Source organism: Rhizobium sp. Pop5, assembly GCF_024721175.1.
Classification (GTDB): Bacteria; Pseudomonadota; Alphaproteobacteria; order Rhizobiales; family Rhizobiaceae; genus Rhizobium.
The window spans coordinates 222069-247152 of the sequence record NZ_CP099399.1; the positions used below are offsets into that span (position 1 = coordinate 222069).

Below are 25084 nucleotides of genomic sequence, written 5' to 3' on the forward strand. Positions count from 1 at the left end.
GTTATTTGGTCCCTGTCTCGGCGGCGCCGCTGTATGAGAAGAAGTCGTTATCGGCCGCTTTGCGCGTGGCCAGCGTTGCGCCATCCCATTGAATGCCGGTGACGTAAGCGATGCCTGGGCTGTTCAGGGCACGTCGGCCGATATTCCCGATGAGGTGGCACATGCCTTGGCCGATGCGGATAAGCGAGCCGCCAAGAGGTGCCGCGCCGCCAAGCATGGCGCAGCTATTGATGAGGTTATCGTTGGCGAATAGCTCGCCGTTTGGCGCGTAGATCGCGCAGTCCGAAAGCCCGTTGAAGATGAAGCGAATGTTTGTGACGCCGAGGATGTCAACCAGCACATAGGTCGACTTCATCTGCAGGATGCCGTCGAAATTGACGATGGTGTTGGCGACAGTGCCGGGGTTTGCCGCAAGCGGGATATCGGTGATGATCCCGTTGCCGGCCCCGGCGATATGCCCCCAGTTATTCAGCGCCAGATTGGCGGCTGCTTCTGCCCGGTCGGCTTGGTCAGATGCTTCCTGTGCGAAAGCCGCTGCCGCCGCAACGCTCGTCGCGACATCAAACACGATCGACGTCACCCCGACGACGATCGGGTTGTCCGTCATCAGGGAATAGATATAGCCGCCGCTGACGGTGCCATCCGTGATGGCGACCTGCGTGCCCTTCACGACGTCATTGGTTCTTGAGAAGTCCTTCGACCGGCGCCACGGCCCGGTATCGCAGACCCATATGCCGTTTTCAGATGCCGCTGTCTGATTCTTCACAAGCACGCGGTCGCCAGTGACGACTGCTACCCCGTCAATTGTCTGCTGTGCGTATAGCGATATGTTCGCCGTCGTCGCTACTCGACATGGCCCTTTGATGGCGGCAGCAGAGGAAAGGCCATCAATTCGATCAACTTGGACGCTTCCCATAAGCCCTTACCTTCCCGTCGCAATGAACTGGAGAACCCGTTTCATGTGCGGGATTTCCAGGCTGTTGAACCAATCCTTGAAGACTTCCATACCGGCCGCGCCAATGGCGGCCTTGAGATTGTCGACCCGCTTCCAGATCGTGGCGATCGTCTCCGGCGCATCGGAACCCCACTCCCGCACCAACTCGCGCCCAGGATCGCCCACGGCAAATTCCTTCACCTTGTCGGCGGTAACTGGAACGACGAAGGAAGGCGGTCCCATAACCAGCTGGCTATAAATCTGGTAGCGAAGAGGTTCGGGAAACGAACGATCGAAGCGCTCCATAAAGACTCGCTGGGCGCGCGCATCGCCCAGATCCCGCACCATGCCACCAACGGCCCCCTGAAGCCGATGTAGTTGCGTTTTGAAGCCGCCAAGGCGCTCCATATCCATCACGAACCTTGCGCCCTCTGGCGTTTCCATCATTTGATTGCGACTTACCTCGACCGCCATTGGATCGGTAGGACCGGCTTCACCGGTATCCTCCCGCATCATGGCGAGGAGTTCTCGATCCAGGCCTTCCGCAAAATATCGATCGATGTCGGTATCGCGGATGCGCTCGATCTCGGCCTTACGAGCCGGGGAATAGGTGCGGAAACGATCCTCCGCGATGGGCATAGAAACGCCAGCGTCTGCCACCGGGCTGGAGCTGCTTTCGGACCTTACCAGTTCGTTCGACATTCACGGGCTCCGGATAAGAGGTGGGCCATCCCTATGAGGCTTCGGGACGGCCCATGGCGGTTAGACGCGGCGCGGATAAAGGTTCGCGAGCGCCCTTTCGGCCAATGGTGAATTTGCAAAGGTGTCGGTCATCTTCGCTTCGTCGCGAAGGCGGATGACGTCATAGCCTGCGCCAGTCCAGCGCACGGAATAGGTGCCATCGGAGAACAGCTTTTCCGTTCGTTCGGAGAAACTGACGATGCGGGGTTTCGCCAGCAGGGCCATTTCGCTGTCGGCATTCTCGACGTAGGCTTCCGCCAGCCAGCTTTCATCGAAGGAGACGACGATAACCCGGTCGAACTTCCGCAGCGCCTTGTTGCTCAGCTGCACGTTCTTCCAGATCTCCGGTTCCTTCAGATCGTCCGCAATCACGCCGGAAGGCAGGCGGGCGAAAATCTCCCGGAAGCTGAACCCCTGAGAATTGATGGTGACGGCGTTCGGATCGACACGCAGGCGCTTGCGCAAATCCGAGCTGGAAAGAGCGACGGTATCATTCATGGTTGTTCTCCGGAGTGATGACCTTCGAAATGTCGGAGGCGATTTTCAGGGCGTCGGAATCGTGCCAGCTATCCAGAAGGCTCGTTCCGTCTGCCAGGTGAGGGCCGCGCGCGACCGGAAAGGAGATCCGGCCGAAGGAACTGCCGCAAACGGGACCGAGGATGGCCGCCATCCGCAGGCTTGCACGCAGTTTGACGCCGTTCTCATCCATGCTCATCGGCGCGTTGAGCCCGAGGGCCTGCATGGTGCGGGAAACGTCCTTGCTGGTGGCAAGCAACTGCTCCAGGGCGGACGCAAGCTTATAGACGGCTAGCTCTGCCTCTGTGATGGCCTTGGAGCGCGCATCAAGGACTTCGATGATGTGTGCCCTCAGTTCGACCCTTCTCGCCCGTGCAGTCGCTTCTTGCTCTTCACGTCGACGACGCTCGGCCTCGACCTGTGCCGCGGCAATGGCGTCCAGATCCGCTTCCGCCTCGACGATCTGCCGGCTGTCGAAGGCTTTCCCCTCCAGCTTGGCAACGCCGCGCTCTCTGCGAAGCTCATCAAGGCGATCAGCGGCAATGCGCTGTCTGCCTTCCCAGTCTGGCACCACAGGCGCCGCGTCAGTGGTCAAAGCTTCTGTCAACGGCGACCTCCATTGCTGACGCGTCGGTTTTTCATGTTCTCATGGCCCAAATTGACGACTGGATTCGAAAACCCGCGCCCGAGTTGTTCGGCCCTGCGCGTGGACGGCACATGCACCAGAGCACCAAGCGCGGCGTTCGCCACGTCGTCAGAGGCGCCGCGCATGTGATCGACGGAATCCTTGCCGTTGCGGGTTGTCCTGCGCTCGAGCTGTGAGATCTGGCCGACCAACCGTGGCAGATCGAGCAGCATGGCCGTCCCCGCCATCATCGAGGGCAGGGCATCGAGGTAGATTTCAGAGCGCGACCGTTCGGCAGGCACATATCGGATGCCGTGCAGCCGGAAGGCGTCAGAAACCCAGGTTCCGGCATACCTGTCGCCGGTCACGCTCGTGATCCGGTAAACGCCCAGCAGCTTGACGAACTCGCCAACAACATCGGCCGGCGCGAACGGGGGCTTCACTTCGCGCACGCAGTCCAAAACCTGCATGTCGCCCTCCCTGTGAGCCACAGACAGCGTCATGGAGTCGTGCACGCCGCCCGATGGGTCACAGAAAGCCACATACTTGAAGGTCTTGACGTAGGGGCGCTCTTTCACGCCAGGATCGACGCAGCGCTCTACCACCGCCCGATCAATGAACGTCGACAAGTCGCCGCGGAACTGAGCATCCCACTCCGCCATCGCCGATTCCGGATCGTCACGGCGGGCATCCTCGATCACGGTGGCGTCGATCGTCGGATTGAAAACCTGTGTGCCGGCCTGCACCACCAGCACCGCGCCATCGTTGATCCCGAAGCTGCTCTGATGCTTGGTGAAGAGCAAGCCACGCTGCGCATAGGGTGAACTGATCCCGATCAGCATCCCGTTCGTGGTGGCCAGGGCAGGCAAGACCGCTCGATAGGTCTCCACGTCAGGCAGTGACGTCGTCTCGTCCCGCCAGAAGCCTACCTCGTCGAAGATGGCAGCAAGCAGGGTGCGACCGCGCACGGTCCTGTAGTTGTTCGTATGGACCGAGATGGCGATGTTGCCCTGCAGCCGGATCTCGTCATTGGAGACGTTCTCCACCATGTTCCGGAGGATGGGGCTCTGGTCGAAGAATGCCCGGATGTAGTTGAACACGGACGCCGCCTGAATGCGGGAGGCAGCAAGCACAAGGATCGTGCCGACCTCACCCGGCGCCAGGCGGGAACTATGATCGGTGAAGGCCGCGATGTAGGAGGCCAGAGCAGCCGCTACGCGCGACTTGCCGGAACGACGCCCGATGATGGCCCAAAGCTCTCTGACGCGCTGGTGAGGAACGTCACGCCCCCCGGCCACCCTTCCGAATGCCTCTAGCTCCTCTGCGCTCAGATCGAGCCCGAAGGCCGCACGAAGGATCGCAATCCATGTGTCCCAACTGGGGGAAGCACCAAGCGCAGCGCCGAGAAGCTTCTGGTCGCGCAGCGCCTTGTCGATGGTGATGGAAAGCAGCTTGGATGAGGTCACGCCGCTTCCCCGCTATACGTATCGGCAAGGTAGCTCTTGAGCGTTGGTGTGATGTCCTTGGCCTTGCGCTGCAAGCCGATGTCGCTCAGCAGCCGACGCAGCGCGTTGACGGTAGAGGTGAACTCGCCGATGGAGATATCCTCACCCTTCGCGAGCTTTGCCTCCTCTCCCTCGCACCACACCGCGAGGGTCGTGGCACGGCGCAGGAGCATCATCATGGCTTCAGAAGGGCTGTCGCCTAGGTCGGCTTTAAGCTGCGCCAAGATCTCACGGTAGCGCCGCATTGTGGCCGATCGCCCGTCGACGCCGTCGAGCAGCGCCTTACCGTTGCCAATGCGCGACTGAGCTTGCGGCTTTGCCTTGGCTACTGCTGGGCTTCCTTCGGCCATGTCTGAGTGTCTTCCGTCGAACCATTCACTTCGCTCGGAAGCTATCATGCAGCACGCCTATTCGCAACATTGTTGCGACACGCGTAAAATTATTCAACAATAACAGCATGATACAGAACGACAAGCGGATAAATTATCCGCGCGTCACGGCGATTTGTGGAAGCAAATGAGTAAACCTCGATCAGCATAAACCCGGCGACGCAAAAATATCGGCGTAGGCTGGGGAAATTGGGTGAGGAGACCGCGAGTCTTTCTTGGTTGCTCTTGTCAGTCGAAATACAACCCAATACCGTCGACGCCTCAACGTGGAGGGATTCGGAAAATGGCATTCAAAATTGGTGACATCGTCGTACTGAAATCTGGGGGGCCCAAGATGACTGTGGTCTCTGAGGAAGAACGTGGCCGTGTTTATTGCTCTTGGTTCGCCGGGGCTAAGGCAGAGAAATCTCAGTACCCTGTCGAAGCGCTTGAGGCCCCGAAGGAAGAGCCGAAGAAATGACGGCTACCGCGGCTGACGTTGCCGCATGGATGATGGAGCGTCTCAGCGCCGACGGGGCTCTCTATCAAGACGTGGCGGCATCAGAGATCGCCTCGAAGTTCGGAGAGGACTTCGTCACGATCAACGCAGCCGGCAATGTCGGCATCGCTAAGCCGGTGCTCACTGCGTTTAACAAGCTTTCGGGCGATGATGTTGTCTGGAGCAGGGGCAATCGCTATTGGCGCAAGCGCGAGGACTACGACCTTCCTGGCCGGCAGCAGCCTTAGCGCATTGCCTACCGCGAGAAAAAGAAGGCCTCGGTTTTGATCCGAGGCCGTTTTGAATATTTGAGGAATGTATGAGCATCCAAGATAGCCTGCTGGATCCGCGATATTCGCTTTGGAAAGAAAAGAATGACCGCTGGACCATCATGGATAACTTCGAAGGCAAACCGGCGTGGGTCGATATGGCGAGAATGTTCTCTGTCGGCGAGGACGACGCGATTGCAGCGATCCGCCGCCTCAACCATCTTTATTCTACCCGAAACGATTGATCAGGCTGCTCCCCTCGGATTATTGCCGGTGCCACGACAGGAGAGCCTTGCCACTTCCTGATTGACGGCCGACCAGAAAGCGCCGATCTGCTCATCCTGGTCGTGCTCGGGAATGCCGACCTTGCTCAACTGGATCTGCAGCCCCTCTGTGATGAGAGAGACGTAGTGATCCGCATGCCTGTCTGTGGTTTTGCTGGCGAGCTTTCGGGCGACATCCCGGATCTTGCCTACGCGAGCAGTCATCGGGAAGGCTACGATCTTACAAGGTGGCTGCCAGGCGAAGAGGGGAAGGTTGATGTCACGCATTCGATGCCTCCATGGTAATACTATATGTGTCCCTCAGGTGGGACTGTGAGAGGTTGAAAATCAGCCTGACGGTATCTGACATGGGACTGTCAGCCATATTTCACCTTCCTTTGGGGTCTCTTCTGTCCCTCAGGTGGGACTGTGCGTCCCTCAGGTGGGACCGTAGATTCTTCATCGGGTGCCCACTTCATGAATTCTTTGGTCGGCAATTCGCCGGTGACACCACAAGGGTACTCGGTTAACCGCCACTCTGTGGCTACCCTGTTTTTGATGTTGAATCCGCTCAACTTGGTTCTGGCAATGAAGCCTTTGCCCTCTAGATTGTCGAGGCTGCGGTTCGCCGTGTTCTTGCTGACATGTATGCCGGCGGCCAGCTCTCGACAACCGAGGGCCAGCCGGCCGTTGTTCAAGCCGTCGAACTTCCACTTGAAGAACAAGTAGGCAGCTCGATCGACGGGCGTAAGGGCATCCCATGCGGCGGAGCGCATGATGTAGCCGTCGATCATGACGAACTTCGCCTTACCCTTACGCTTGAACCTGCTGCTCATCCGTGCGCCTTTCGATAGATGCGGAACTTGTTGGAGAGTGCCGCCGCTTCGCATGCCTCCAATGCTGAGAGGCCGAAGCGCTCTCGAATGGCGGGAATGATCGGCTGCGGCGCCGGAGCCTGCTCAGCCAGCCACTGGGCCGCCTGGACGACGGCCTCGGAGTGCTGATGCTCGGGAGGGGTTAATGCCATGTGTAGCCTCCTTCATCTGCTGTGTAGTTGGTATCGAGCTCATCCCCGTTCGGTTCAGTGTCGCCGCCGTCCTCGTAGTGCTCGTTTTCCAGTTCGGTGTCGCACGCTTCGGCCGAGATAGGCAGGTACCAGTCCGACTGTGATATGTTTTCAGTAGCCCCAAGCGAGGGCTCATTGTCATTGTCGGGCTCGAGATCGGGATCGCCGTCGAGGAGGTCGAGGAGATCTATAAGCTCCTCTATTTTCGCCTCCAGGCGTTCGCGAGACTGCAGAAGTTGCTTGCTCATGCCAACTCCTCCCGAGCCGCTTGGGATGCCGGCCGTTCGTCGCCCACGACGAGAACGAAGCGAACCTTATGGTCGATGACATGGCGCCACGACAGATCCGGATGCGCCTTTGCCATCGCCTCGGTGAGAGCCTTTGCGTGGAAGCTGGCAAGTTCGGCCGGGGTTGCCTGGTCGAAGAAGGCATTCCAGTCGAATGCCTTGGCCTCCACCACAACAGCAGTTGATGGGACGGCGGCCGCGGTCAGAACTCCGAGAAACCCGCGGCGTGAGAGGGCTGGCGTTGACACCACGCCGGTGCTATCGTGACATGTGTTCATTTTCTTTTCCTTTGTCGGAATGATTGAACCATGGTCCGGAGAGGTTGCCGCCTCTGCCGGGCCTTTTGCTTTCTGAAGGGCCGTGCTCATGCGGCCTCCGTGAAAAATGCGATGAGCTTGCTGCGGTCGGCGACCCATCGATCACCAACCTTTTTGGCAGGCAATTGGCCGGTCTCCAGCATGTGAAATGTCTGGCGACGGCTCCGTCCAATGATCTGTGCAATCTCAGCGCCGCCCCAGACTAGATCCAGTTTCTTTTCAGATTTCTCTTCCATTCGGCTTCCTTTCGAAGAACCACGGTTGCACCACACGTTAACCACGGTGATCACCTAACGCCAGTGGGTACTTGATGTCAAGACCTCGGTGGTGCATACGTGGTCCACTAACAGAAAAAGGATAGCGTGATGGGCCGAGCCGACCCGCAATTAAAGCTCCGACTAACCGAGGAGATGAAAGAGATCATATCGGCTGCAGCCAAGGCCAACGGGCGATCGGTGAACTCCGAAATTGTTGCGAGGCTTGAGGCCTCCGAGGCCGGTGACGGCGCGCAGGTCGCGGAACTGAAGAGGCAACTCCACTCGGAACATGAGGCGTACTTGCGCCTAGAGAGCGTTTTCGATTCCCAAATGAACCTAATCGAGGATTTCAGGCGAGTTATTAGGCGGGCAACAGAGGAGGGCATTGGCCAGGCGAAGACCATTGAAGCACTGTGCAATATACTGATTTCCCTCGATGCCGCGCCGTCGGCCGAAGTTGTCGACATGGCGAAGCGTCTGCTCGAGGTAGCCATTGCGCAGAGAAACGACCTCACAGAGACCGTAGAACGCCAGAAGCAGAGAGCGACTTGACAAGCGGATTTATTGCGACATAGTGCGACATATTCCCGGTGAGTTACACCGAATGACATGTGAGAGGCACGGCAATGTCGATCCGCAAGCGCAAATGGACCACTGCATCCGGCGAGCAAAAAGAGGCCTGGGTTGCTGACTACGTCGACGGGCAAGGCACTCGCCGCCTCAAGACATTCGATCGCAAGAAGGATGCAGACGCCTTCCTTTCCACGGCAAAGGTAGAGGTTCGCGACGGGACTCACGTTGCCGAGGCGGCAAGCATCACGGTCAAGGCGGCCGGCGATTTGTGGCTGAAGAGCGCTGAAGCTGCCGGCCTCGAGCGCTCCACCCTAGACCAATACCGGCAGCACTTGACGCTCCATATCGTTCCCTTCATCGGCGCGACGAAGCTCTCTGCGCTGAACATTCCGACTGTGCGCGAATTTGAGGACAAGCTTCGCCATGAGGATCGATCGCCGGCAATGGTGAAGAAGATCCTCGTTAGCCTTGGATCGCTTCTGGCTGACGCCCAGGAGCGCGGTAAGGTGGCTCGCAACGTCGTGCGCGACATGCGTGGCGTCCGCCGTAAAGGCAAGGAGCGCCAGCAGGAGAAGCGCCAGAAGGGGAAACTCAAGATCGGCGTGGATATCCCGACCCGGCAGGAAGTAAAGGCCATTGTAGGGGCCATGGAAGGCCGCTGGCGGCCGTTGCTGCTTACGGCGGTGTTCTGTGGCCTCAGAGCCTCCGAGCTGCGTGGGCTGCGCTGGAGCGACGTCGATTTCGAGAAGCGCCAGATCCGTGTGCATCAGCGCGCTGACCGGTTCAACGAGATCGGCCGGCCGAAGTCGGAAGCCGGCGAGCGCATGATTCCGGCGCCGCCGATGGTCATCAACACCCTGAAGGAATGGAAGCTCTCCTATCCCAGGCCGCTCACCGGCAGCCTCGATGATGAAGACAACCCGATCCGCGAGGAGGCGAGAGACACACACCTCGTATTCCCGAACGGACTGGGCAACGTCGAGTCCTTGGCCAACATCATCAACCGCGGGCTCATCCCCACGCAACTCCGGGCAGGGGTGACGGTTGGCACTGGCGACGAGGTTCAGGCCAAGTACACAGGCATGCATTGCCTTCGGCACTTCTACGCTTCGTGGTGCATCAACCGGACTGAGGAAGGCGGACTGGGCTTGCCGCCGAAGGTCGTGCAGGAGCGCCTCGGTCACTCCTCGATCGTGATGACGATGGACACCTATGGGCACCTCTTCCCGCGTGGAGACGATGCCGACGAGCTTGCTGCAGCCGAGCGTTCGCTATTGGCATGACTTGCAACATGGATGCGACATGAGCGGAAAAACGCTATAGAAAACAACGGACGACTGCGGATTGAAAATCCGCGTGTCACTGGTTCGATTCCGGTCCTGGGCACCACATTGATTTCATTGCATAATTTGTTGATTTTTCGCCTGCTCGGAAGCCTGGTATTTTTGCTGCCATGGCGGCACGCTGGTAGCAGCAAAAACATGTTGGCGGGGCCTGAAAGCAGTTCGGCCCGCTCGATGCCGGGCCGTACAGGGTCTCGATGCTAGGACATGGCGCCCGAAGCAGCGGAATGACTGGTGCGACTAGCGGAATATATCCTCTGTGCAACACCGTACCGGAACCTCGCCGATCCCTCGTGCGTTAAAGAGGCAGGAAAGCACGGGTGTTCCTCCTGTGCGATCCGTCGTTACAGAACTTGCCCCGTTTCGGCGGGGCTTTTTTTGAGCGCCGCAGCCAAGCCACAGAGCCGTCACTCGTCCATGTCACGTTAGCGCCGATCATCAACTGAAGCTGCATCTCCGCTATTCGCCAGGCATAGCCGGTTGGCGATGATGTCCAGATGTCCAAGGCCATGATGGGACAGTACACGGTGGATGAAGCGGCCAATGCCATCGCTGACGACTGCGACGTGGATCAAGTTTGCCTCGCACCAGCCTACGAAGTCACTAAATCCGGGATCGATCTCGATGGTGTCGAGAAATCTGTCGATTTCTTCGACATCAGCCCGAATGAGCGGTACCTGAAGGCAACGGGACGTGGAATGTCTCCAGTCCTACTCCTATCGAGAGACCACTTCTGGTAGTCTGTCTGAGGAAAGGGACGGCGAAATAGTGCGCGGCCGCCCTTTGAACATTGATTCAGCGACCCTGAGGAGGCGCCGCTTGGAAAACTTCCACTCTACTGGATGTTCGCCATAACCTCTGAAATAACGGAGAATTTCGAGGCCTGCCAGCGTCTGTAGTCGAGGGCAAATTGCGCGGAAATCCAACAATCTCCACTCATTTGGGTAGCCTTCCATCCCAGTAGGCCTCGATTTTGCGCGGCCGCAAGCAATCTCCCGGCATGACTGCGGGAAATTACATATTCGGCCGCCATAAGTCGTGCAGAGACATCGCCCACCCAGGTGCGCTCACCTAAGACCGGTGCCAGGGGCACACGCGACATGAGGTCATGCAATATATTGCTTCCGGATTCGGACCTCACGAACAGCGCAATGCTTTCGGGCGGATTATACCAAGCAGAATCGTGAAACAGCCGACGTGCGATATGCGGCTGGGCGCGATATAAAATCGTCTCGTCCGCCTCCGACCGCCGACACCGATCTCCCGTGTCCATCCGGTCCAGAGAACGAAGATGCCCTTCAAACCATTGCCGAATTAGGGTTTCAGCGTAAGCAGTCGCTTGTAACGGGATAGCGCGTCGATCGGTCGTCTCCACCGGCTCGAATAATTTGTAATACGCCATCTCCTTCAGATGTGCGACTGCAGTGTTATGGCTAGCAATGCGGTTCTCAATCAGAAACTTTGCGAGGTTGGAAGCGGTCAACGGCGGGCGGGATGGGTTGAGCTTCCGCTCAAAATGTAATGCCAACGCCGACTGGCTGAGCAGCCACTTCTGCAAGTCAGCAACATAACGCACTATTCTGGGCGCTCTGCGGTGTATTGCCAGTAACTCGGATGCGGCTTCGCGGAGAATTGCAGGGAAGGAGGCGTCCGCCATGAGATCTTCAACACTGTATTTGCGGAATTTACTCTGTAGTGAGACTGTATTTAAAGATATCGACATTGAAAACCGAAGTGTAAGCGATGCTGGCGGGACAAAGAAAAAACACCGAATGGACAAAGTCACTGCCGAAGCAAGTGACTGCCCGATCTTATCCAAAACTTGCGCACGATTCGAGAAGCCTCGATTCGATCGGTTCAGACAGGTTGGTCGTCGTCGACATGGTCTCCATTGCCCGAAACGATGGAGACCGACGCTGCCCTCAGCAACCGCAGTTCGGGTCCTTGTAGACTGTCATCTTCGCCGGCGCGGCGAAGGCCCCTTGGCCAGGGAATACCAGCGCGGATGCCGTCATTGCGATGAAGCTTCTCCAGTGCATCGTCTCTACTCCTCGTTCGCCGCCGCCCGGACGTGGATCCGGGCGGCAGGAGTTCAGCTACTTGACTTCGGTGACCGTCAGCTTGCCGTTCACGCGTTCGGCGACGAACTCGATGCTCGAACCTTCCTTCAGCTTTTCGAGCAGAGCCGGATCTTCGACCCGGAAGACCATCGTCATCGCGGGCATGTCGAGGTTCTTCAAGTCCTCGTGCTTGATGGTGACCTTCTGCGCCTTGGCGTCGACCTTGTTGACGACGCCCTTGGTGAGTTCCTGGGCAAACGCTCCAAAGGCCGCGCTGACGGAGAGCAAGGCGGCGACACCGATTTTGATTATTACGTTTTTCATCTTCATGGCTCCTTTATCGAGGGTTACTTCCCGGCGACGCTGACATCGCCGTGCATGCCGGCTTCATAATGGCCGGGGATCAGGCAGGCGAATTTGAACTCGCCGTCGGTGGTGAACTTCCAGACGATCTCGCCGGACTGACCGGCCGGAAGGCGGATCGAATTGGCGTCGGCATGTTCCATTTCCGGGAACTTCTCCATCACCTTCTTGTGCTCCAGGATCTTGTCTTCCTGATCGAGCACGAATTCGTGGTCGACGGTGCCGGCATTCTTGATCGCGATCTTGACCGTCTGGCCCTTGCGGACGTTGAAGACGGCCGGGATGAACAGCATCTTGCCGTCGTCTGTCTCCTTCATCGTGACGCGGATCGTCTGTGTTGCCTTCGTTTTGTCGCCGGGCTCGCCGATCGCAATTTTTTCGCCGTGACCGCCGGCGTGGTTGCCGGAGGCGAGGGCGGGAGTTGCGAGCGCCGCGAGTGCCAGTGCCAATATATAATTCTTCATGCTTAGATCCTTTTTTGATGTTGGATGTTGAGCTTCAGCCGTTCGTCGGCTTCAGCGTGATTTGCGTCTTCGCGTCGTTGGCCTTGGTCGCGTCCGGCAACTCGCCGGTCCACTCCCAGGCCTGCGTTCCGGGCGGGTTTTCGTACCAGCCGGGATCGGAGTAATCGTCCGCCGAGATGCCCTCGCGGACCTTCACGACCGAGAACATGCCGCCCATCTCGATCGGGCCGTGCGGCCCCCAGCCGGTCATCATCGGGACGGTGTTCTCGGGAATGGGCATTTCCATTTCGCCCATGTCGGCCATGCCCTTGGTGCCCATGGGCATGTATTCCGGCTGAAGCTTTCTGATCTTCTCGGCGAGCTTCGACTTATCAGCGCCGATGAAGGTCGGGATGTCGTGGCCCATCGCGTTCATCGTGTGATGCGACTTGTGGCAGTGGATCGCCCAGTCGCCGAGATATTTGGCGTCGAACTCATAGGCGCGCATGGCACCGACGGGGATATCGATGCTCACCTCCGGCCACCGTGCTTCGGGCCGCACCCATCCGCCATCCGTGCATGTCACCTCGAAGTCATAGCCATGCATGTGAACCGGATGGTTGGTCATGGTCAGGTTGCCGACCCGCACCCGCACGCGGTCGTTCCTGGAAACGACCAGCGGGCTGATGTCCGGAAACACGCGGCTGTTCCAGCACCACATGTTGAAATCGGTCATCTCCATGATCCTCGGCACGTAGGAGCCGGGATCGATGTCGTACGCGTTGAGCAGGAAGACGAAGTCGCGGTCGACGCGCATGAACGTCGGGTCTTTGGGATGGACGACGAAGAATCCCATCATGCCCATGGCCATCTGCACCATCTCGTCGGAATGCGGGTGGTACATGAAGGTGCCCGATTTCAAGAGGTCGAACTCGTAGACATAGGTCTTGCCGACTGGGATATGCGGCTGCGTCAGCCCGCCGACGCCGTCCATGCCCGACGGCAGGATCATGCCGTGCCAGTGGATCGTGGTATGCTCGGGCAGCTTGTTGGTGACGAAGATGCGCACCCGGTCGCCTTCGACCGCCTCGATGGTCGGACCCGGAGACTGGCCGTTGTAGCCCCAGAGATAGGCGGTCATACCGTCGGCCATCTCGCGTTCGACCGGCTCGGCGACGAGGTGGAACTCCTTGACGCCATTGTTCATCCGGTGGGGCAGGGTCCAGCCGTTGAGGGTGACGACCGGCTGATAATCCGGGCCGGAGGTCGGGTGGAGCGGCGGCTGCATGTCCGCCGATTCCATTGTCGGGGCGTCGGGCAGACCCATCGCCGAGGTCTTCGTCCAGGCGCCGGCCGCCAGCAGGGCAGCACTCGCACCGAACAGTTGTCGTCTGTTGAACATGATGGGTTCCTTTCTCAATGGCCGCCGCCGCTGCTGCCGGAGGCAGCGGCGACTTCTGTCTCTGCCGACGCGGTGGTCGCGCCGCCGCCGTAGATCACAGGCGCGAGATTGGCTTCGGCGAGCCAGAAATCGCGCTTGGCGTTGACGGAGAGCAGGATGGAGTTGATCTTGTCGCGCGTGTCGGTGAGCAGCTCGAAGGTGTTCGAGATCATGCCGTTATAGGTCAGCAGGGATTCCTCCTCGACCTTGCTGCGCAACGGTACGACATTGTTGCGATAGTGCCGCGCGATGTCGTAGTTCGAGCGGTAGGCTTCATATGCGGAGCGTGCTTCCGAACGGACGTTGACGGCCTTTTCCGCCAGCTGGTTCGCCGCGCGCATGTATGCCACTTCGGCCTTGCGCATCCGGGCCTTGCCGGTATCGAAGATCGGGATCGCGAATTCCAGCTCGACCTGGCCGGTCGTTCTGGTGGTCTTTTCGTCGTCCTCGATTTCTCGTTCCGTTTCGAAGCCAGTCCGGATTTGGAGATCGGTGACGTAGCGCATCGCTTCAGTGAGCCCGTAGGATTTGGCTGTCGCCTCCAGTTCGAGCTTCGCCACCTGAAGGTCGAAGCGGTTCCTCAGAGCCTCGGCCTCGATGGTATCGCGTTTGACGACGGACTTGGGCAGTGGCGGCAGGCTGTTCGGGACCTGGTAGTCCAGGTCGGATCCCCAGAGACCCATCAGTCGCGTCAGTTCCTCCTTAGCAAGACGTGCCGCCAGGCGGGCCTTTGCGGTCTCTCCGGCGAGCTCGGCGACGAACACATGCTCGCGTGCCTGCGCGCCTTTGGTCATCGCACCGGTCTCGCCAAGTTTTTCCGCAAGTTCGGAAGCGGCGTCCGCTGTCGCCTGGGCGCGCTGCAGCTGCCCGACATTCTCCCAGGCCGCCACCGCTCCGATCCAGGCGCGCCGCGTATCGGCGGCGACCCCAAGCGTTTTCACGGCGGCGGTCAGTTGCGCTTGCCGGAAACGGGTGTCCGCGATCGCCACGTCCCGGTTCCGCGTCGCAAGCGCCAGGATGTTCGTCGTGATCATCCCTTCGATGGTCTTGAACGCCTCCAGTTCCGGCGTGCCCATACCTGTCGTACCGATGGAAACGGTCGGGTTGATGAGCATCGTCGACTGCCAGGCATCGGCCGCACTGTCGCCGAGATCGGCATAGGCGGCCTGGAGACCCCTGTTATTGAGCAGGGCGATCTGGACGGCCGTCTCGGCGTCGAGGACCTTCTTTCGTGCGAGCAGGCCTTTGACCTCAGCGGCAGCCGACCGTGCCTGGTTTTGGTTCTGGATCCAGACCGTCTGCTTCGCGGTCGCGATGGCGGTCTTGTCGGCAACGGAAGCGAAGCCTGCTTGCTTGCTGGAATATTCGGCGCCGGTGACACAGCCGCTCAGCGCCAGCGGGAACGCCAGAACGACGGTAAATTTTCTAAGGCTGATCATGAGGCGTCTCCTTTTGCGGGAGACTGCAGATCGTTTTGTCTACGCCACGGCTTGGGATCGACGGGCTGCCTTGCGACATAGCCCGACACGGGCGAGCGGTAGATGACCGGGCGCGGCGTCGGCTGTTCGACCGCGGCGGAAGATGCCACCACGTCGGGAGGAAGCGTGGATGCGCAGCCGCCGATGACGAGCGGCAGCCCCACCACGAAAAGCGAGGGTTTCATTATGAATTTTCCGAATAAGAGATAGCCTAGGGGCGTCCACCTGGATGCAGGCGGCGACCGACTGGACCCGATCGAGCGGGTGCGTCTCTATTCAGATATTCGGAGGGCGGTGGAGCGGCGGCAGCTCGCCAAAGGCCGTTCGGTCGTCCACGAACTGTCGGATCGAGGTTACGATGGGCCCGCCGACGTCGGGGCTTTCACAGATGATGCCGAACCCGCCGCAGAAATCCTTGCAGCATTCCTGCTTGACGAGCTTGGCGTCGCCGTCATCGGTTGAAGCGTCAAGGTGATGGCTGTGCTCCGATGGCTCAACCATGTGATGGTCGCCGGCGCCAGAGACCGCTACGGAGGCGGTCTTCTCTAGTTCAGGGAAGGCCGAGCCGTGCATGGCGGCGCTGGCGCTGGACATGTTGTATCCGACCAGCGATATCACAATCGCCAGCCGCACGACGAGCAACAGGCTGCTCAGTGCGATTCGGTACATTCTGTCCATGCGGCCTGCGTACAGTTCCAACGACCTGCTTTCAATGGAAGAAACAGGTGCCGGCGATTCGCGTCGTTTCTGTGGCCATGACGCAACGAACCCGTTCACGCCGCCATGCGGCAGATGCGTTTGTCGACCGGATCTCCCGCGTTCCGGATTGAATCAGCGGCAGGAGATAAAATGCTCGCAGCTGTTTCGACTATGACACGCCCGTGTCTGGTAGACTTCGCGGCCGCGACGATATTTCCCGTTGCTGCCGGGGTTGCGCGAACCGCTGCTGCCGTTCTTTCTTCTCGTGCTTGTCGCCCTCGCGCTGGCCGTCCTCGGCGTTGTCGATTGATGGCGGTCTTCGAGCGATGACCATGCGATCGATGGTCTCGTCGCGCAGAACAAGAGTGTGCCAGGCCGCGGCCGCGACATGAAGCGCCACCATCGCTAGGATGATCCTGGAGCCAATGACGTGATAAGGCGCGATACCGAACCAGATGTAGCTCGCCACCAACCCAATTGCCGCTTGTCCGATAATGGCGGCGTAGAAGGCATGATGTAGCGCTCGGGAAAGTGCCTGCGCCGCCGAGGCCGGTCTCCCGTCAGGCAGGGGTGGCCACAGGAGCCGGACCACAAGCCGCAAACCCATCAGAACGCCGATGCCGATCCCCAGGTAATTATGGAGGTGGTGCTGGACGAGATCCCAGCGGTCGGGTGTCATTCCCATGTGGACGGCGTGATGGGTCCGCTCGATACTGCCGCCGGTCAGGTACTGGGTCGGGACGAGAAGGGCAATCAGCCAATGAAGCCAGATCTGGATGCGGAAATATCCTGGTCTCATGATGCGGCCGTTGTTGCAATGGTTGGCAAGAGTTAGCAGTCCCCGGTTAAGACATCGCTGACATGCCGCGTGGGCTTTGAAATAACGCGCGGTCCTGGCCAATTGGAACATTCCCCAGCCGCGCAGTCTCGGTGGCAGGTCACTCTTCCAGTATTTTCACTGGCCGGTCCCATTGGATGAGCACGACACAGCCCGTATCGCTCCAGACCGAATGTTCGGTGCCGGGCGCATTGACGATATAGCTGCCGCGGCCGTAGTCGCCTGCCTCGTCGGATTGGACGCCGTCGAGCACGAGAATGGTTTCCAGCCCCTCATGCCGATGGCGGGGAACGCCGGCGCCGGCTTCGTATTTCAGGAGCGCCACGCCTGGCTGGTCGCCCTCGAAGGGCCGGATCCAGTGGATCGTGACCTGATCGCGGAACGGTCCGAATTCCAGATCCTTCCAGCCGCCCGAGGTTAGCAGTTCGCGGGTGGTTTCAGGCATGGGCGATGCTTTCCAATATGTCGTCGACATGCGCCGTCCAGCCGACGATCGCGCCTTGGGCGCGGATCATCGCAATGGCTGCGGCCTTGAACTCCGGAAAATAGCTTTCCGTCGCCTCCTCGGCGAGCAGGCACTCATAGCCGCGGTCATTCGCCTCGCGCATGGTTGTCTGCACGCAGACTTCGGTCGTCACGCCTGCGAAAACCAGCTGTTTGATGCCCTTCTGCTGCAGGACCTCGCCGAGTTCGGTCGCATAGAAGGCGCCCTTGCCGGGTTTTTCAATAACCACTTCGCCTCTGACCGGAGCGAGCTCCGGCAAGATCGCCGTGCCGGGCTCGCCTGCGACGAGGATACGGCCCATCGGGCCTTCGTCGCCGATCCTGAGCGAGGGGTTGCCTCGGTTGCGTTTTGCCGGCGGCAGATCCGAAAGATCGGGCTTGTGGCATTCCATCGTGTGGATAACTGGCAGCCCGGCGTAGCGAAAGCCGTGGATGAGGCGTTTGACATCGGGCACGATCCTCGTGATGCGGCTGACATCATTGCCGAGGCTGGCGCCGAAGCCGCCGGGTTCGGCGAAATCGCGCTGCATGTCGATGACGATGAGGGCGAGCTGGTCGTGCTTCACCGGGAAGGCGAAAGGTTCTGCGTTGATCTCCGCCATCAGTGATGCCCCGCCATATGGGCGCCGATCACGCCGATGTCGGCCGAGCGCGCCGGCGTCTCGTAGACCAGCCTGCCTTCGGAAATGACCATGATGCGATCGGACATCTCAAGCAGCTCGTCGAGGTCCTCGGAAAGCAGCAAAACCGCAGTTCCAGAATTGCGCGCCTTCATGATACGGGCTCGGATCTCGGCAACGGCGGAGAAATCGAGGCCGAAACATGGGTTCGAGACGATCAGCAGATCCACCTTGCCTGTGAGTTCGCGGGCAAGCACGGCGCGCTGCACGTTGCCGCCGGAAAGCGCGGCAATCGGCGAGGAAGACGAGGCGGTCTTCACCTTGAAGTCGGAAATCAACGCCGTGGCGCGCTTCCTCATCTTGCCCTTGTTCAGCCAGATCGCGTCCTTGCCGTCCACCTTGAGATCGAAGGTCCGAAAGGCGAGATTTTCGCTGACCGTCATGCGCGGGGCGCAGGCATTCTGCAGCGGTTCTTCGGGGATGAAGCGGACATTGTTCTTGCGGGTCTCGCGGCGGGTCGCGCCGTAGGCCTTACCTTTGACGCTGACGCGACCGGCATTGGTCGGCCGCTGGCCGGCAAGAATTTCCGTCAGCTCCTTCTGGCCATTGCCGGAGATGCCGGCAATGCCGACGATCTCGCCGGAGCGGACCATGAGATCGTCGATCTCGATGGTTTTGAGCCCGGAGCGATCCGGCGCCTTCACCTGTTCGACCTTAAGCACCGGCCCGGCGCTCTCGGAGACGGGAACACGGGTATCAAGTTCGGCGAGCTTGACGTCCCCGATCATCATCGCCGCCATATCTGCGGTGGAGAGCTCGCCGACCTTGCCCGTGCCGACCAGCTTGCCGCGCCGGAGAATCGAGACGGCATCGGCGAATTTCGTCACCTCGTGGAACTTGTGGGAGATCATCAGCACGGTCAGTTCGCCACGCTCGGTCATTCCGCGCACGAGGCCGAGCATCTCGTCGGCTTCCGCGGGCGTCAGCACCGAGGTCGGCTCATCGAGGACGAGAAAGGAGCGGCCGAGATAGAGCTGCTTGACGATCTCCAGCTTCTGCTTCTCGCCGGCGGCAAGCTCGCTCACCGGCCGGTCGAGCGGAATCTTGAAGGGCATGCGCTCCATGAAGGCGGAAAGATCCTTCCGCTCTTTGGCCCAGTTGATGATGGCGGGGACTTCCGCGCGGCTGATGACGAGGTTTTCGGCACCGGTCAACGAAGGAACCAGCGTGAAGTGCTGATAGACCATGCCGAGGCCGTAGCTCGCCGCATCCTTGGGCGAGGCAATCGCCACTTCGCGGCCATCGACGGAGAGAGAACCTGACGTGGCGTGATAGAAGCCCATGATGCATTTGACCAGCGTCGACTTGCCGGCGCCATTCTCGCCGAGCAGGGCGTGGAAGCTGCCGGGGGGCACTTTGATCGAGACATGGTCGAGTGCGGTGAAACCGCCAAAACGCATCGTCATGTCGATCGTGTCGATGCCGACGGCCTTGCCGGGTTGTGGGAGCGGGGTGTCGCGGATCGTGCTCATGGCAGCTGGCTCACGAGCGTTTTGGAATTGGAAACGGAGCCGAAGACGCCACCCTGCATTTTCACCATCTTGATCGCAGCGAGATGGTTCCCGTAATCGGTCGCGCCGCAGCAGTCCTCCAGAAGCAGGCATTCGAAGCCGCGATCATTCGCCTCGCGCATGGTGGTGGACACGCAGACATCAGTCGTGATGCCGGTCAGGATGATGTTCTCGATACGCTTCTGGTTGAGGATCAGTTCCAGATCGGTGGCGCAGAAAGAGCCCTTGCCGGGCTTGTCGATGATGGTCTCGCCCTCGATCGGATAAAGCTCCGGAATGATGTCCCACCCCGGTTCGCCGCGAGTGAGGATGCGCCCGCAGGGGCCAGGATCGCCGATGCCTGCGCCGATACGCTGCGAACGCCAGCGCTTATTGGCCGGCAGGTCGGCAAGATCGGGTCGATGACCCTCGCGGGTGTGGATGATGTGATAGCCCTTGGCGCGCATGGCGGTCAGAACGTTCTTGATCGGCTCGATGGGCGCCTGGACCAGCGAGAGGTCGTATCCCATGTGGTCGACATAGCCGCCCTTGCCGCAGAAATCCGTCTGCATATCGATGATGATGAGAGCGGTATTGTCCGGACGCAGGGCGCCGTTATAAGGCCAGGCATAGGGATCGGCGTCGATATAGTGTCCTTTGGTTTCGACCATGGCGTCCATCGTCTTCTTCTCCTATTCACCCGCGGGTTTGAATGTTGTTCCGTCGGTTCGACCGCTTCAGTGCGAGGCTGGACAGCAGTTGCCACCTCCTCATTTCGTCAGCGACAGCGCGCCCGGCGCACCGGCGAGCGAACGTGTCGGCGACGAGGTCGCGATCATGATGATGAGGGTGAGCACATAAGGGGCCGCATAGAAGAGGTAGTAGCCCTGGGTCACGCCGACCGATTGCAGCGCCGGCCCGAGCGCGCCGGCACCGCCGAAGAGCAGGGCGGCGAGGAAGCAGCCAACCGGGTTCCAGCGGGCGAAGATGACGAGTGCGACGGCCATCAGGCCTTGCCCGGAAGAAATGCCCTCGTTCCACGATCCCGGATAGTAAAGTGAGAGATAGGCGCCGCCGATTGCCGCCAGCGACCCGCCGACGGCCGTGGCAAGCAGACGCACCCGATCCGGGTTGATGCCCATGGCGCGGGCGGCATCCGTGCTGTCGCCGACCACGCGCAGCATGAGACCCACCCGCGTATTCCCGAAGGCCCACCGGAGGGCGAAGGCAAACAGGGCGCCGAGGATGAAGAGCACATTGATGTTCAGCGCCGCCTGGATTTGCGGCATGCTCGACCAGAAACCGAAGGGGATCGCAGGCAGATGCGGCGCGGCCGGCTGAATGAAGGACTTGCCGAGGAAGAAGGCGAGGCCCAGGCCGAACTGCATCATCGCAATGCCGATCGCAATGTCGTTCACCTTCGGCCATTTGCAGATCCAGCCGTGAACGAGACCGAAGATGGCGCCGGTCGCCATGGCGGCAAGCACGCCGAGCCAGGGCGAGTTGGTCATGACGGCAACGGCATAGGCCGTCATGGCGCCGAAGACGAGCGTGCCCTCCAGGCCGAGATTGATGCGGCCGGAGCGTTCGGTGATCGTCTCGCCGAGGCTGACGAAGATGAAAGGGGTGGAGACGCGGATGGCGCCCGCCAGGATCGCGAGCGGCACGCCCCAGATGCCGATGCCCGTCTCTTCCATCAGAGGCTCCTTTTCCAGAGGTCGGGATTGAAGATCTTGAAGCGGCCGTAGAAGGTCTCGCAGAAGAGGATGACGATGAAGAGCGTGCCCTGCAGCACCAGTACGGTAGCATCGGGCAGCCCCATGCGGCGCTGGATGAGGCCGCCGGAAGCATCGATGCCACCGAGCAGGATCGCGACCGGAATGATCGCCAGCGGATTGTGGCGGGCAAGGAAGGCGACGAGGATGCCGGTATAGCCATAACCCGCGGCGAGCGAGGCATTGGCGCTCCCCTGGACGGCGACGACCTCGATCATGCCGGCAAGCCCGGCGAAGCTGCCGGCGATCGCGGTGAAGCCGGCGATCAGCCTGCCGACCGGCAAACCTTGGATCTGGGCGGCGCGCACATTGCCGCCGGCGATCCGTGCCGCAAAACCATAGCTCGTCACTTCGATCAGGATCCAGGAGAGGATGCAGGCGAGGATGCCGATCACAAGGCCCCAATGCACATCCATGCCGGGGATATTGCCGAGCATATAGTCGGCCGGCAGCGGCTTGGTCGAGGGTTTGTTGAGGCTGGCGGGATCGCGCAGCGGCCCCTCGACGAATTGGTTCATCAGGGCAATGGCGATATAGGAGAGCAGCAACGAAGAAATGGTCTCGTTGACACCGCGGTAGTGGCGCAGGAAGCCGGCAAGGCCGATCCAGGCGCCGCCGATCACCATGGCGGCGATCGCCATAAGAACAAGAGAGGGCAGAGCAGGCACCATTCCCACGAGCGGCATGGCCATGGCTGCGGCGGCAACGCCGCCCAGCACGACTGCTCCTTCCCCGCCGATGATGACGAGGCCGAGGCGGGCGGGCAGGGCGACGCAGAGCGCCGTCAGGAGAAGGGGTGCGGCGCGGCTTAAGCTGTTCTGTACGGAAAACCAGCTGCCGAAGCCGCCGGTGTACATGAGCTGGAAGAGCATGGCCGGCGATTTGCCGACAGCCAGGATGAAGAGAGAGAAGAGCCCGAGACCGATCAGGATGGCCGCAAGGCCGATAACGATAGGTTCGGCCCTGCGCGCGGCCCATTCGAGCAGGGGACGCGGCGAGGCTGATTTGCCGGAAGCGACTGTTATTGCGGGATCATTGGCCTGAACGGACATGGCGCCTCTCCCTGTTGTGGTTTACGCCGTGGATCCGACGACGCCCTCGACCAGATAGTTCATGCTTTCGAGCTCGATCGCGTCTTCGGCGTAGCTCTTGTCGGCCGCGACGACGGTGTTGCCCTTGTTGTCCTTTAGTGGCCCCTTGAAGACCGAGAAGCCGCCCTTCATCATCTCGGCATGTGTCGTTTCGAATGCCTTGCGGCCCGCCTCGGAAACGCCAGGGCCGAGTGCGCTCATCTTGACGAAACCGTCCTTGAGGCCGCCGCGCACGAAGTTGCCGAGCTTTTCGCCGGCCTGGGCCTTTTTGACGAAGTCGCTATAGACGTTGCCCCAGGCCCATTCGGCGCCGGTGAGGTATTTCTCGGGCGCAAGCGGGCTCTGATTGGCGTGATAACCGCAGACGAAGGCACCGCGGCCGGCGGCCGTTTCGACCACCACCTTCGGGCTGTCGACATGGCAGGTGATGACGTCTGCACCCTGGTCGACCAGCGCGTTGGTGGCTTCCGCTTCCTTGACGGCAAGCGACCATTCGCCGGTGAAGATCACCTGACAGGTGATGGTCGGATCGACGCTGCGCGCGCCGAGCAGGAAGGCATTGATGTTCTGCAGCACCTGCGGGATCGGCTTGGCGGCGACGAAACCTATCTTCTTGCTCTTCGTCGCGTGACCGGCAGCGATGCCGTTCAGATATTGGCCCTGGAAAATATAGCCGAAATAGGAGCCGGTATTGGCCGGATGCTTGCCCTCCTGCCAGAGCCCGCCGCAATGGCGGAACTGGATGTCCGGATGTTTGGCGGCCATGGCCAGCATGTGCGGATCGAAATAGCCGAAGGAGGTCGGGAAGAGCAGCGTGGCGCCATCGAGATTGATCATCGATTCCATCGTCTTCTCAACATCGACCGTCTCGGGAACGTTCTCCTCTTCGACGACGGTAATCCCCGGCATCGCCTTGACGGCAGCGGCGCCCTCGGCGTGCGCCTGGTTGTAGCCATAGTCGTCCTTGGGGCCGACATAGATGAAGCCGACGGTCAGAGCCGTCTGCGCAAGCGCGCGCGAGGAGAGGAGCCCAGGCGCCGCGCCGGCGAGAGCGGCAGCGGCAGAAGCCTGAAGGAAGTGGCGGCGTTTCATGGAAAGGAGTCTGGTCATCGGAATGCTCCCTTTACGGCGGTTTTAGCCGTTTTCAATTGGTTACAGAAAAGTGTATGCAATGGTTATGCCAGATTTTAGCGTATTGATTCTATGAGATAAAATTACGATCCTTGATCGGATGATGAAAGGTGCATGCAATTTCATCTCGGAATTAGATCAAAAATTATGCATCGCCTACAAAACCATCTTATATTTGCGTTATAAGCTGGAGATGCAATATAAGGCGTCATTGAAATTGCATTTTTGCTAACTATATCAATTATATATACTGATATTTGACTTCGCTCAGCCGAACGTGCATGTGTATGCAATCGAAACGACGTAGAATCATCCCCTTGAAGCAGGTCAGGCGCAGAGAGCTCATCAGGGCAGGAACCACCGTCGAACAGATGGTACGGGCGATTGCCGATATGATCGTCACAGGGCAGACGCTGCCGGGCGAGAAGCTTGACGAAGTCTCGCTGGCCGCCCGCTTCGACGTGTCGCGCACACCCGTGCGTGAGGCCCTTCGTGAACTCGGGGCGATGGGGCTTGTCGACCGAGAGCCAAACCGCAGCGCCGTCGTCACCAACGTGACCGAAACCTATCTGCATTCGATGTTCGAGGCGATGGCGGAACTCGAAGCGATCTGCGCTAGGCTCTCTGCCGAGCGCATGACAGTCGATGAGCGGCGCACGCTGGAGCTGGAGCACAAGGCATCGATGAGGCTCGTGCATACCGGCGCGGAAGAGGAATATGCCGCGCACAATACCGAATTTCACACCCGCCTTTATCGCGGCGCGCACAACGATCATGTTTTCGAGATGGTGACCCAGACGCGGGCGCGGCTGGCGCCCTTTCGGCGGGCGCAGTTCCGTCTGCCCGGACGCCTGGCAAAATCCTATGAGGAACACGACCGGATCGTGACCGCGATCATGCGGGCGGATGGCGCCGCCGCTGCTCAGGCGGCTTATTCCCATGTGGAGATGGTCAGCGACGCCAGCGCGGTGTTTGCAGCCGCCGGGGAGCCGGGCGCGCACGATGCCTGAAATCCGGCGCCTCGGGTCCGCTGGAAGAAAGCCACGACGAAGAAACTGCTATCCACCCATTTCCGCTCTTGTTATCCAACAGGATGGAATGACGCGTCGTGTTCCGCTTAGAGTAGGAAATGCCGATGAAGAAGATTTTCAATCCGCCCTCAGTCCGCCGTCCGTTCGGAAATTATAATCATGGGTTGCTGGTGCCGCCGGGCGCTTCGCTGCTCGTCACCTCAGGTCAGCTCGGCATTGGTCTCGACGACGAGGTGCCGGAGGATGTTGGCAAGCAGGCCGAGCTATGCTTCGAAGCGATCAAAGCCATTCTTGCCGATGCGGAGATGAGTTTTGCGGACGTCATCCGCATTTCCGGCTTCGTCACGAAACGGGAGGATTTCCCATCCTACATGGCGGTGCGCGATCGGTATACGCTGGACCCCAAGCCCGTCTCGACGTTGATCATCGTCGGCGGTTTCACCCGGCCGGAATTCCTCGTCGAGGTCGAAGTCACGGCCGCCAAAGTATTGTGATGT

General features: G+C 60.0%; 34 protein-coding genes and 2 pseudogenes. 8 read left to right on the forward strand and 28 right to left on the reverse strand.

The window, feature by feature from the left end:
- Position 1 precedes the first annotated feature (1 nt).
- From NE852_RS03295 to NE852_RS03320, 6 genes are all read right to left on the reverse strand, one after another.
- The gene (locus NE852_RS03295) at positions 2-772 is read right to left on the reverse strand and encodes a hypothetical protein (RefSeq protein WP_052034546.1); all 771 of its coding nucleotides are present in this window, start codon (positions 770-772) and stop codon (positions 2-4) included.
- A 150-nt stretch (positions 773-922) separates the two neighbouring features.
- Complete coding sequence (locus tag NE852_RS03300; RefSeq protein WP_008524157.1) at positions 923-1636, reverse strand: hypothetical protein; 714 nt, start codon at positions 1634-1636, stop codon at positions 923-925.
- 60 nt (positions 1637-1696) lie between these two features.
- Positions 1697-2173, reverse strand: a complete 477-nt coding sequence (locus NE852_RS03305) for a hypothetical protein (protein WP_008524156.1) — start codon at positions 2171-2173, stop codon at positions 1697-1699.
- Positions 2166-2798 (reverse strand): hypothetical protein, encoded by a 633-nt coding sequence (locus NE852_RS03310; RefSeq protein WP_008524155.1) that lies wholly within the window; start codon positions 2796-2798, stop codon positions 2166-2168. Before NE852_RS03310 ends, NE852_RS03305 begins: the two co-directional genes overlap by 8 nt.
- Positions 2795-4282: a terminase gene (locus tag NE852_RS03315; RefSeq protein WP_008524154.1), complete on the reverse strand. Its 1488-nt coding sequence runs from the start codon at positions 4280-4282 to the stop codon at positions 2795-2797. Before NE852_RS03315 ends, NE852_RS03310 begins: the two co-directional genes overlap by 4 nt.
- Positions 4279-4671, reverse strand: a complete 393-nt coding sequence (locus NE852_RS03320) for a hypothetical protein (RefSeq protein WP_008524153.1) — start codon at positions 4669-4671, stop codon at positions 4279-4281. The genes NE852_RS03315 and NE852_RS03320 overlap by 4 nt, the downstream gene beginning before the upstream one ends.
- A gap of 322 nt (positions 4672-4993) precedes the next feature.
- Between NE852_RS03320 and NE852_RS03325 the strand changes: the two genes are divergently transcribed.
- The 3 genes from NE852_RS03325 (at position 4994) to NE852_RS03335 (ending at position 5702) form a co-directional block, all read left to right on the forward strand.
- Positions 4994-5170, forward strand: a complete 177-nt coding sequence (locus tag NE852_RS03325) for a YodC family protein (protein ID WP_008524152.1) — start codon at positions 4994-4996, stop codon at positions 5168-5170.
- Positions 5167-5436, forward strand: a complete 270-nt coding sequence (locus NE852_RS03330) for a DUF6953 family protein (protein WP_008524151.1) — start codon at positions 5167-5169, stop codon at positions 5434-5436. The genes NE852_RS03325 and NE852_RS03330 overlap by 4 nt, the downstream gene beginning before the upstream one ends.
- Positions 5437-5507: 71 nt before the next feature.
- Positions 5508-5702, forward strand: coding sequence for a hypothetical protein (locus tag NE852_RS03335; RefSeq protein WP_008524150.1), 195 nt, complete (start codon positions 5508-5510; stop codon positions 5700-5702).
- Here NE852_RS03335 and NE852_RS03340 read toward each other — a convergent pair whose 3' ends face one another.
- The 6 genes from NE852_RS03340 to NE852_RS03365 form a co-directional block, all read right to left on the reverse strand.
- Positions 5703-6008 (reverse strand): DUF6074 family protein, encoded by a 306-nt coding sequence (locus NE852_RS03340; protein ID WP_008524149.1) that lies wholly within the window; start codon positions 6006-6008, stop codon positions 5703-5705.
- An 89-nt stretch (positions 6009-6097) separates the two neighbouring features.
- Positions 6098-6514 (reverse strand): MarR family transcriptional regulator, encoded by a 417-nt coding sequence (locus NE852_RS03345; RefSeq protein WP_245270540.1) that lies wholly within the window; start codon positions 6512-6514, stop codon positions 6098-6100.
- 38 nt (positions 6515-6552) lie between these two features.
- A complete protein-coding gene (locus NE852_RS03350) occupies positions 6553-6747 on the reverse strand; it encodes a hypothetical protein (RefSeq protein ID WP_008524147.1) in 195 nt (64 codons plus the stop codon).
- Positions 6738-7034: a hypothetical protein gene (locus tag NE852_RS03355; RefSeq protein ID WP_008524146.1), complete on the reverse strand. Its 297-nt coding sequence runs from the start codon at positions 7032-7034 to the stop codon at positions 6738-6740. Before NE852_RS03355 ends, NE852_RS03350 begins: the two co-directional genes overlap by 10 nt.
- Positions 7031-7351: a hypothetical protein gene (locus tag NE852_RS03360; protein WP_052034547.1), complete on the reverse strand. Its 321-nt coding sequence runs from the start codon at positions 7349-7351 to the stop codon at positions 7031-7033. The genes NE852_RS03355 and NE852_RS03360 overlap by 4 nt, the downstream gene beginning before the upstream one ends.
- 86 nt (positions 7352-7437) lie before the next feature.
- Complete coding sequence (locus NE852_RS03365) at positions 7438-7626, reverse strand: hypothetical protein (RefSeq protein ID WP_008524144.1); 189 nt, start codon at positions 7624-7626, stop codon at positions 7438-7440.
- Positions 7627-7755: 129 nt separating this feature from the next.
- Here NE852_RS03365 and NE852_RS03370 point away from each other — a divergent pair, with 129 nt between their 5' ends.
- The 3 genes from NE852_RS03370 to NE852_RS03380 all read left to right on the forward strand — a co-directional run bounded on the left by NE852_RS03370 (position 7756) and on the right by NE852_RS03380 (position 10303).
- Positions 7756-8199 (forward strand): Arc family DNA-binding protein, encoded by a 444-nt coding sequence (locus NE852_RS03370; RefSeq protein ID WP_008524143.1) that lies wholly within the window; start codon positions 7756-7758, stop codon positions 8197-8199.
- A gap of 74 nt (positions 8200-8273) precedes the next feature.
- Entirely contained in the window at positions 8274-9503 is a 1230-nt protein-coding gene (locus tag NE852_RS03375; protein ID WP_008524142.1) for a site-specific integrase, read from the forward strand.
- Between the two features lie 557 nt (positions 9504-10060).
- Complete coding sequence (locus NE852_RS03380; RefSeq protein ID WP_008524141.1) at positions 10061-10303, forward strand: hypothetical protein; 243 nt, start codon at positions 10061-10063, stop codon at positions 10301-10303.
- A gap of 95 nt (positions 10304-10398) precedes the next feature.
- Here NE852_RS03380 and NE852_RS03385 read toward each other — a convergent pair whose 3' ends face one another.
- From NE852_RS03385 to NE852_RS03460, 16 genes and pseudogenes are all read right to left on the reverse strand, one after another.
- Positions 10399-11220, reverse strand: coding sequence for a hypothetical protein (locus NE852_RS03385; protein ID WP_008524140.1), 822 nt, complete (start codon positions 11218-11220; stop codon positions 10399-10401).
- Between the two features lie 268 nt (positions 11221-11488).
- Positions 11489-11602 (reverse strand): annotated as a pseudogene (locus NE852_RS03390) (DUF411 domain-containing protein); the annotation flags it as partial.
- 57 nt (positions 11603-11659) lie between these two features.
- Entirely contained in the window at positions 11660-11947 is a 288-nt protein-coding gene (locus NE852_RS03395) for a copper-binding protein (RefSeq protein WP_037170836.1), read from the reverse strand.
- 23 nt (positions 11948-11970) lie between these two features.
- Entirely contained in the window at positions 11971-12450 is a 480-nt protein-coding gene (locus NE852_RS03400; protein ID WP_258156194.1) for a plastocyanin/azurin family copper-binding protein, read from the reverse strand.
- Between the two features lie 34 nt (positions 12451-12484).
- Complete coding sequence (locus NE852_RS03405) at positions 12485-13831, reverse strand: multicopper oxidase family protein (RefSeq protein WP_008524137.1); 1347 nt, start codon at positions 13829-13831, stop codon at positions 12485-12487.
- A 14-nt stretch (positions 13832-13845) separates the two neighbouring features.
- Complete coding sequence (locus tag NE852_RS03410; protein ID WP_258156195.1) at positions 13846-15309, reverse strand: TolC family protein; 1464 nt, start codon at positions 15307-15309, stop codon at positions 13846-13848.
- The gene (locus tag NE852_RS03415) at positions 15306-15533 is read right to left on the reverse strand and encodes a hypothetical protein (RefSeq protein ID WP_258156196.1); all 228 of its coding nucleotides are present in this window, start codon (positions 15531-15533) and stop codon (positions 15306-15308) included. Before NE852_RS03415 ends, NE852_RS03410 begins: the two co-directional genes overlap by 4 nt.
- 91 nt (positions 15534-15624) lie before the next feature.
- The gene (locus NE852_RS03420) at positions 15625-16017 is read right to left on the reverse strand and encodes a hypothetical protein (protein WP_008524125.1); all 393 of its coding nucleotides are present in this window, start codon (positions 16015-16017) and stop codon (positions 15625-15627) included.
- 328 nt (positions 16018-16345) lie between these two features.
- Positions 16346-16846 (reverse strand): annotated as a pseudogene (locus tag NE852_RS03425) (cytochrome b); the annotation flags it as partial.
- A 139-nt stretch (positions 16847-16985) separates the two neighbouring features.
- The gene (locus NE852_RS03430) at positions 16986-17330 is read right to left on the reverse strand and encodes a cupin domain-containing protein (protein WP_008524120.1); all 345 of its coding nucleotides are present in this window, start codon (positions 17328-17330) and stop codon (positions 16986-16988) included.
- Positions 17323-17991 carry a cysteine hydrolase family protein gene (locus NE852_RS03435; RefSeq protein WP_008524119.1) on the reverse strand — a complete coding sequence of 223 codons (669 nt, stop codon included), beginning with the start codon at positions 17989-17991 and terminating at the stop codon, positions 17323-17325. The genes NE852_RS03430 and NE852_RS03435 overlap by 8 nt, the downstream gene beginning before the upstream one ends.
- Positions 17991-19541 carry an ABC transporter ATP-binding protein gene (locus NE852_RS03440; RefSeq protein ID WP_008524118.1) on the reverse strand — a complete coding sequence of 517 codons (1551 nt, stop codon included), beginning with the start codon at positions 19539-19541 and terminating at the stop codon, positions 17991-17993. Before NE852_RS03440 ends, NE852_RS03435 begins: the two co-directional genes overlap by 1 nt.
- Positions 19538-20239: a cysteine hydrolase family protein gene (locus tag NE852_RS03445; protein WP_008524117.1), complete on the reverse strand. Its 702-nt coding sequence runs from the start codon at positions 20237-20239 to the stop codon at positions 19538-19540. The genes NE852_RS03440 and NE852_RS03445 overlap by 4 nt, the downstream gene beginning before the upstream one ends.
- A gap of 90 nt (positions 20240-20329) precedes the next feature.
- On the reverse strand, positions 20330-21256 hold the full coding sequence (locus NE852_RS03450) for an ABC transporter permease (RefSeq protein WP_008524114.1): 927 nt from the start codon (positions 21254-21256) through the stop codon (positions 20330-20332).
- On the reverse strand, positions 21256-22386 hold the full coding sequence (locus NE852_RS03455; protein ID WP_008524112.1) for an ABC transporter permease: 1131 nt from the start codon (positions 22384-22386) through the stop codon (positions 21256-21258). The genes NE852_RS03450 and NE852_RS03455 overlap by 1 nt, the downstream gene beginning before the upstream one ends.
- 21 nt (positions 22387-22407) lie before the next feature.
- A complete protein-coding gene (locus tag NE852_RS03460; protein ID WP_008524111.1) occupies positions 22408-23535 on the reverse strand; it encodes a BMP family ABC transporter substrate-binding protein in 1128 nt (375 codons plus the stop codon).
- Between the two features lie 338 nt (positions 23536-23873).
- Here NE852_RS03460 and NE852_RS03465 point away from each other — a divergent pair, with 338 nt between their 5' ends.
- Both NE852_RS03465 and NE852_RS03470 read left to right on the forward strand, forming a co-directional pair.
- On the forward strand, positions 23874-24566 hold the full coding sequence (locus tag NE852_RS03465; RefSeq protein WP_008524110.1) for a GntR family transcriptional regulator: 693 nt from the start codon (positions 23874-23876) through the stop codon (positions 24564-24566).
- 125 nt (positions 24567-24691) lie between these two features.
- Entirely contained in the window at positions 24692-25081 is a 390-nt protein-coding gene (locus tag NE852_RS03470; protein WP_008524108.1) for a RidA family protein, read from the forward strand.
- Positions 25082-25084: the final 3 nt, after the last annotated feature.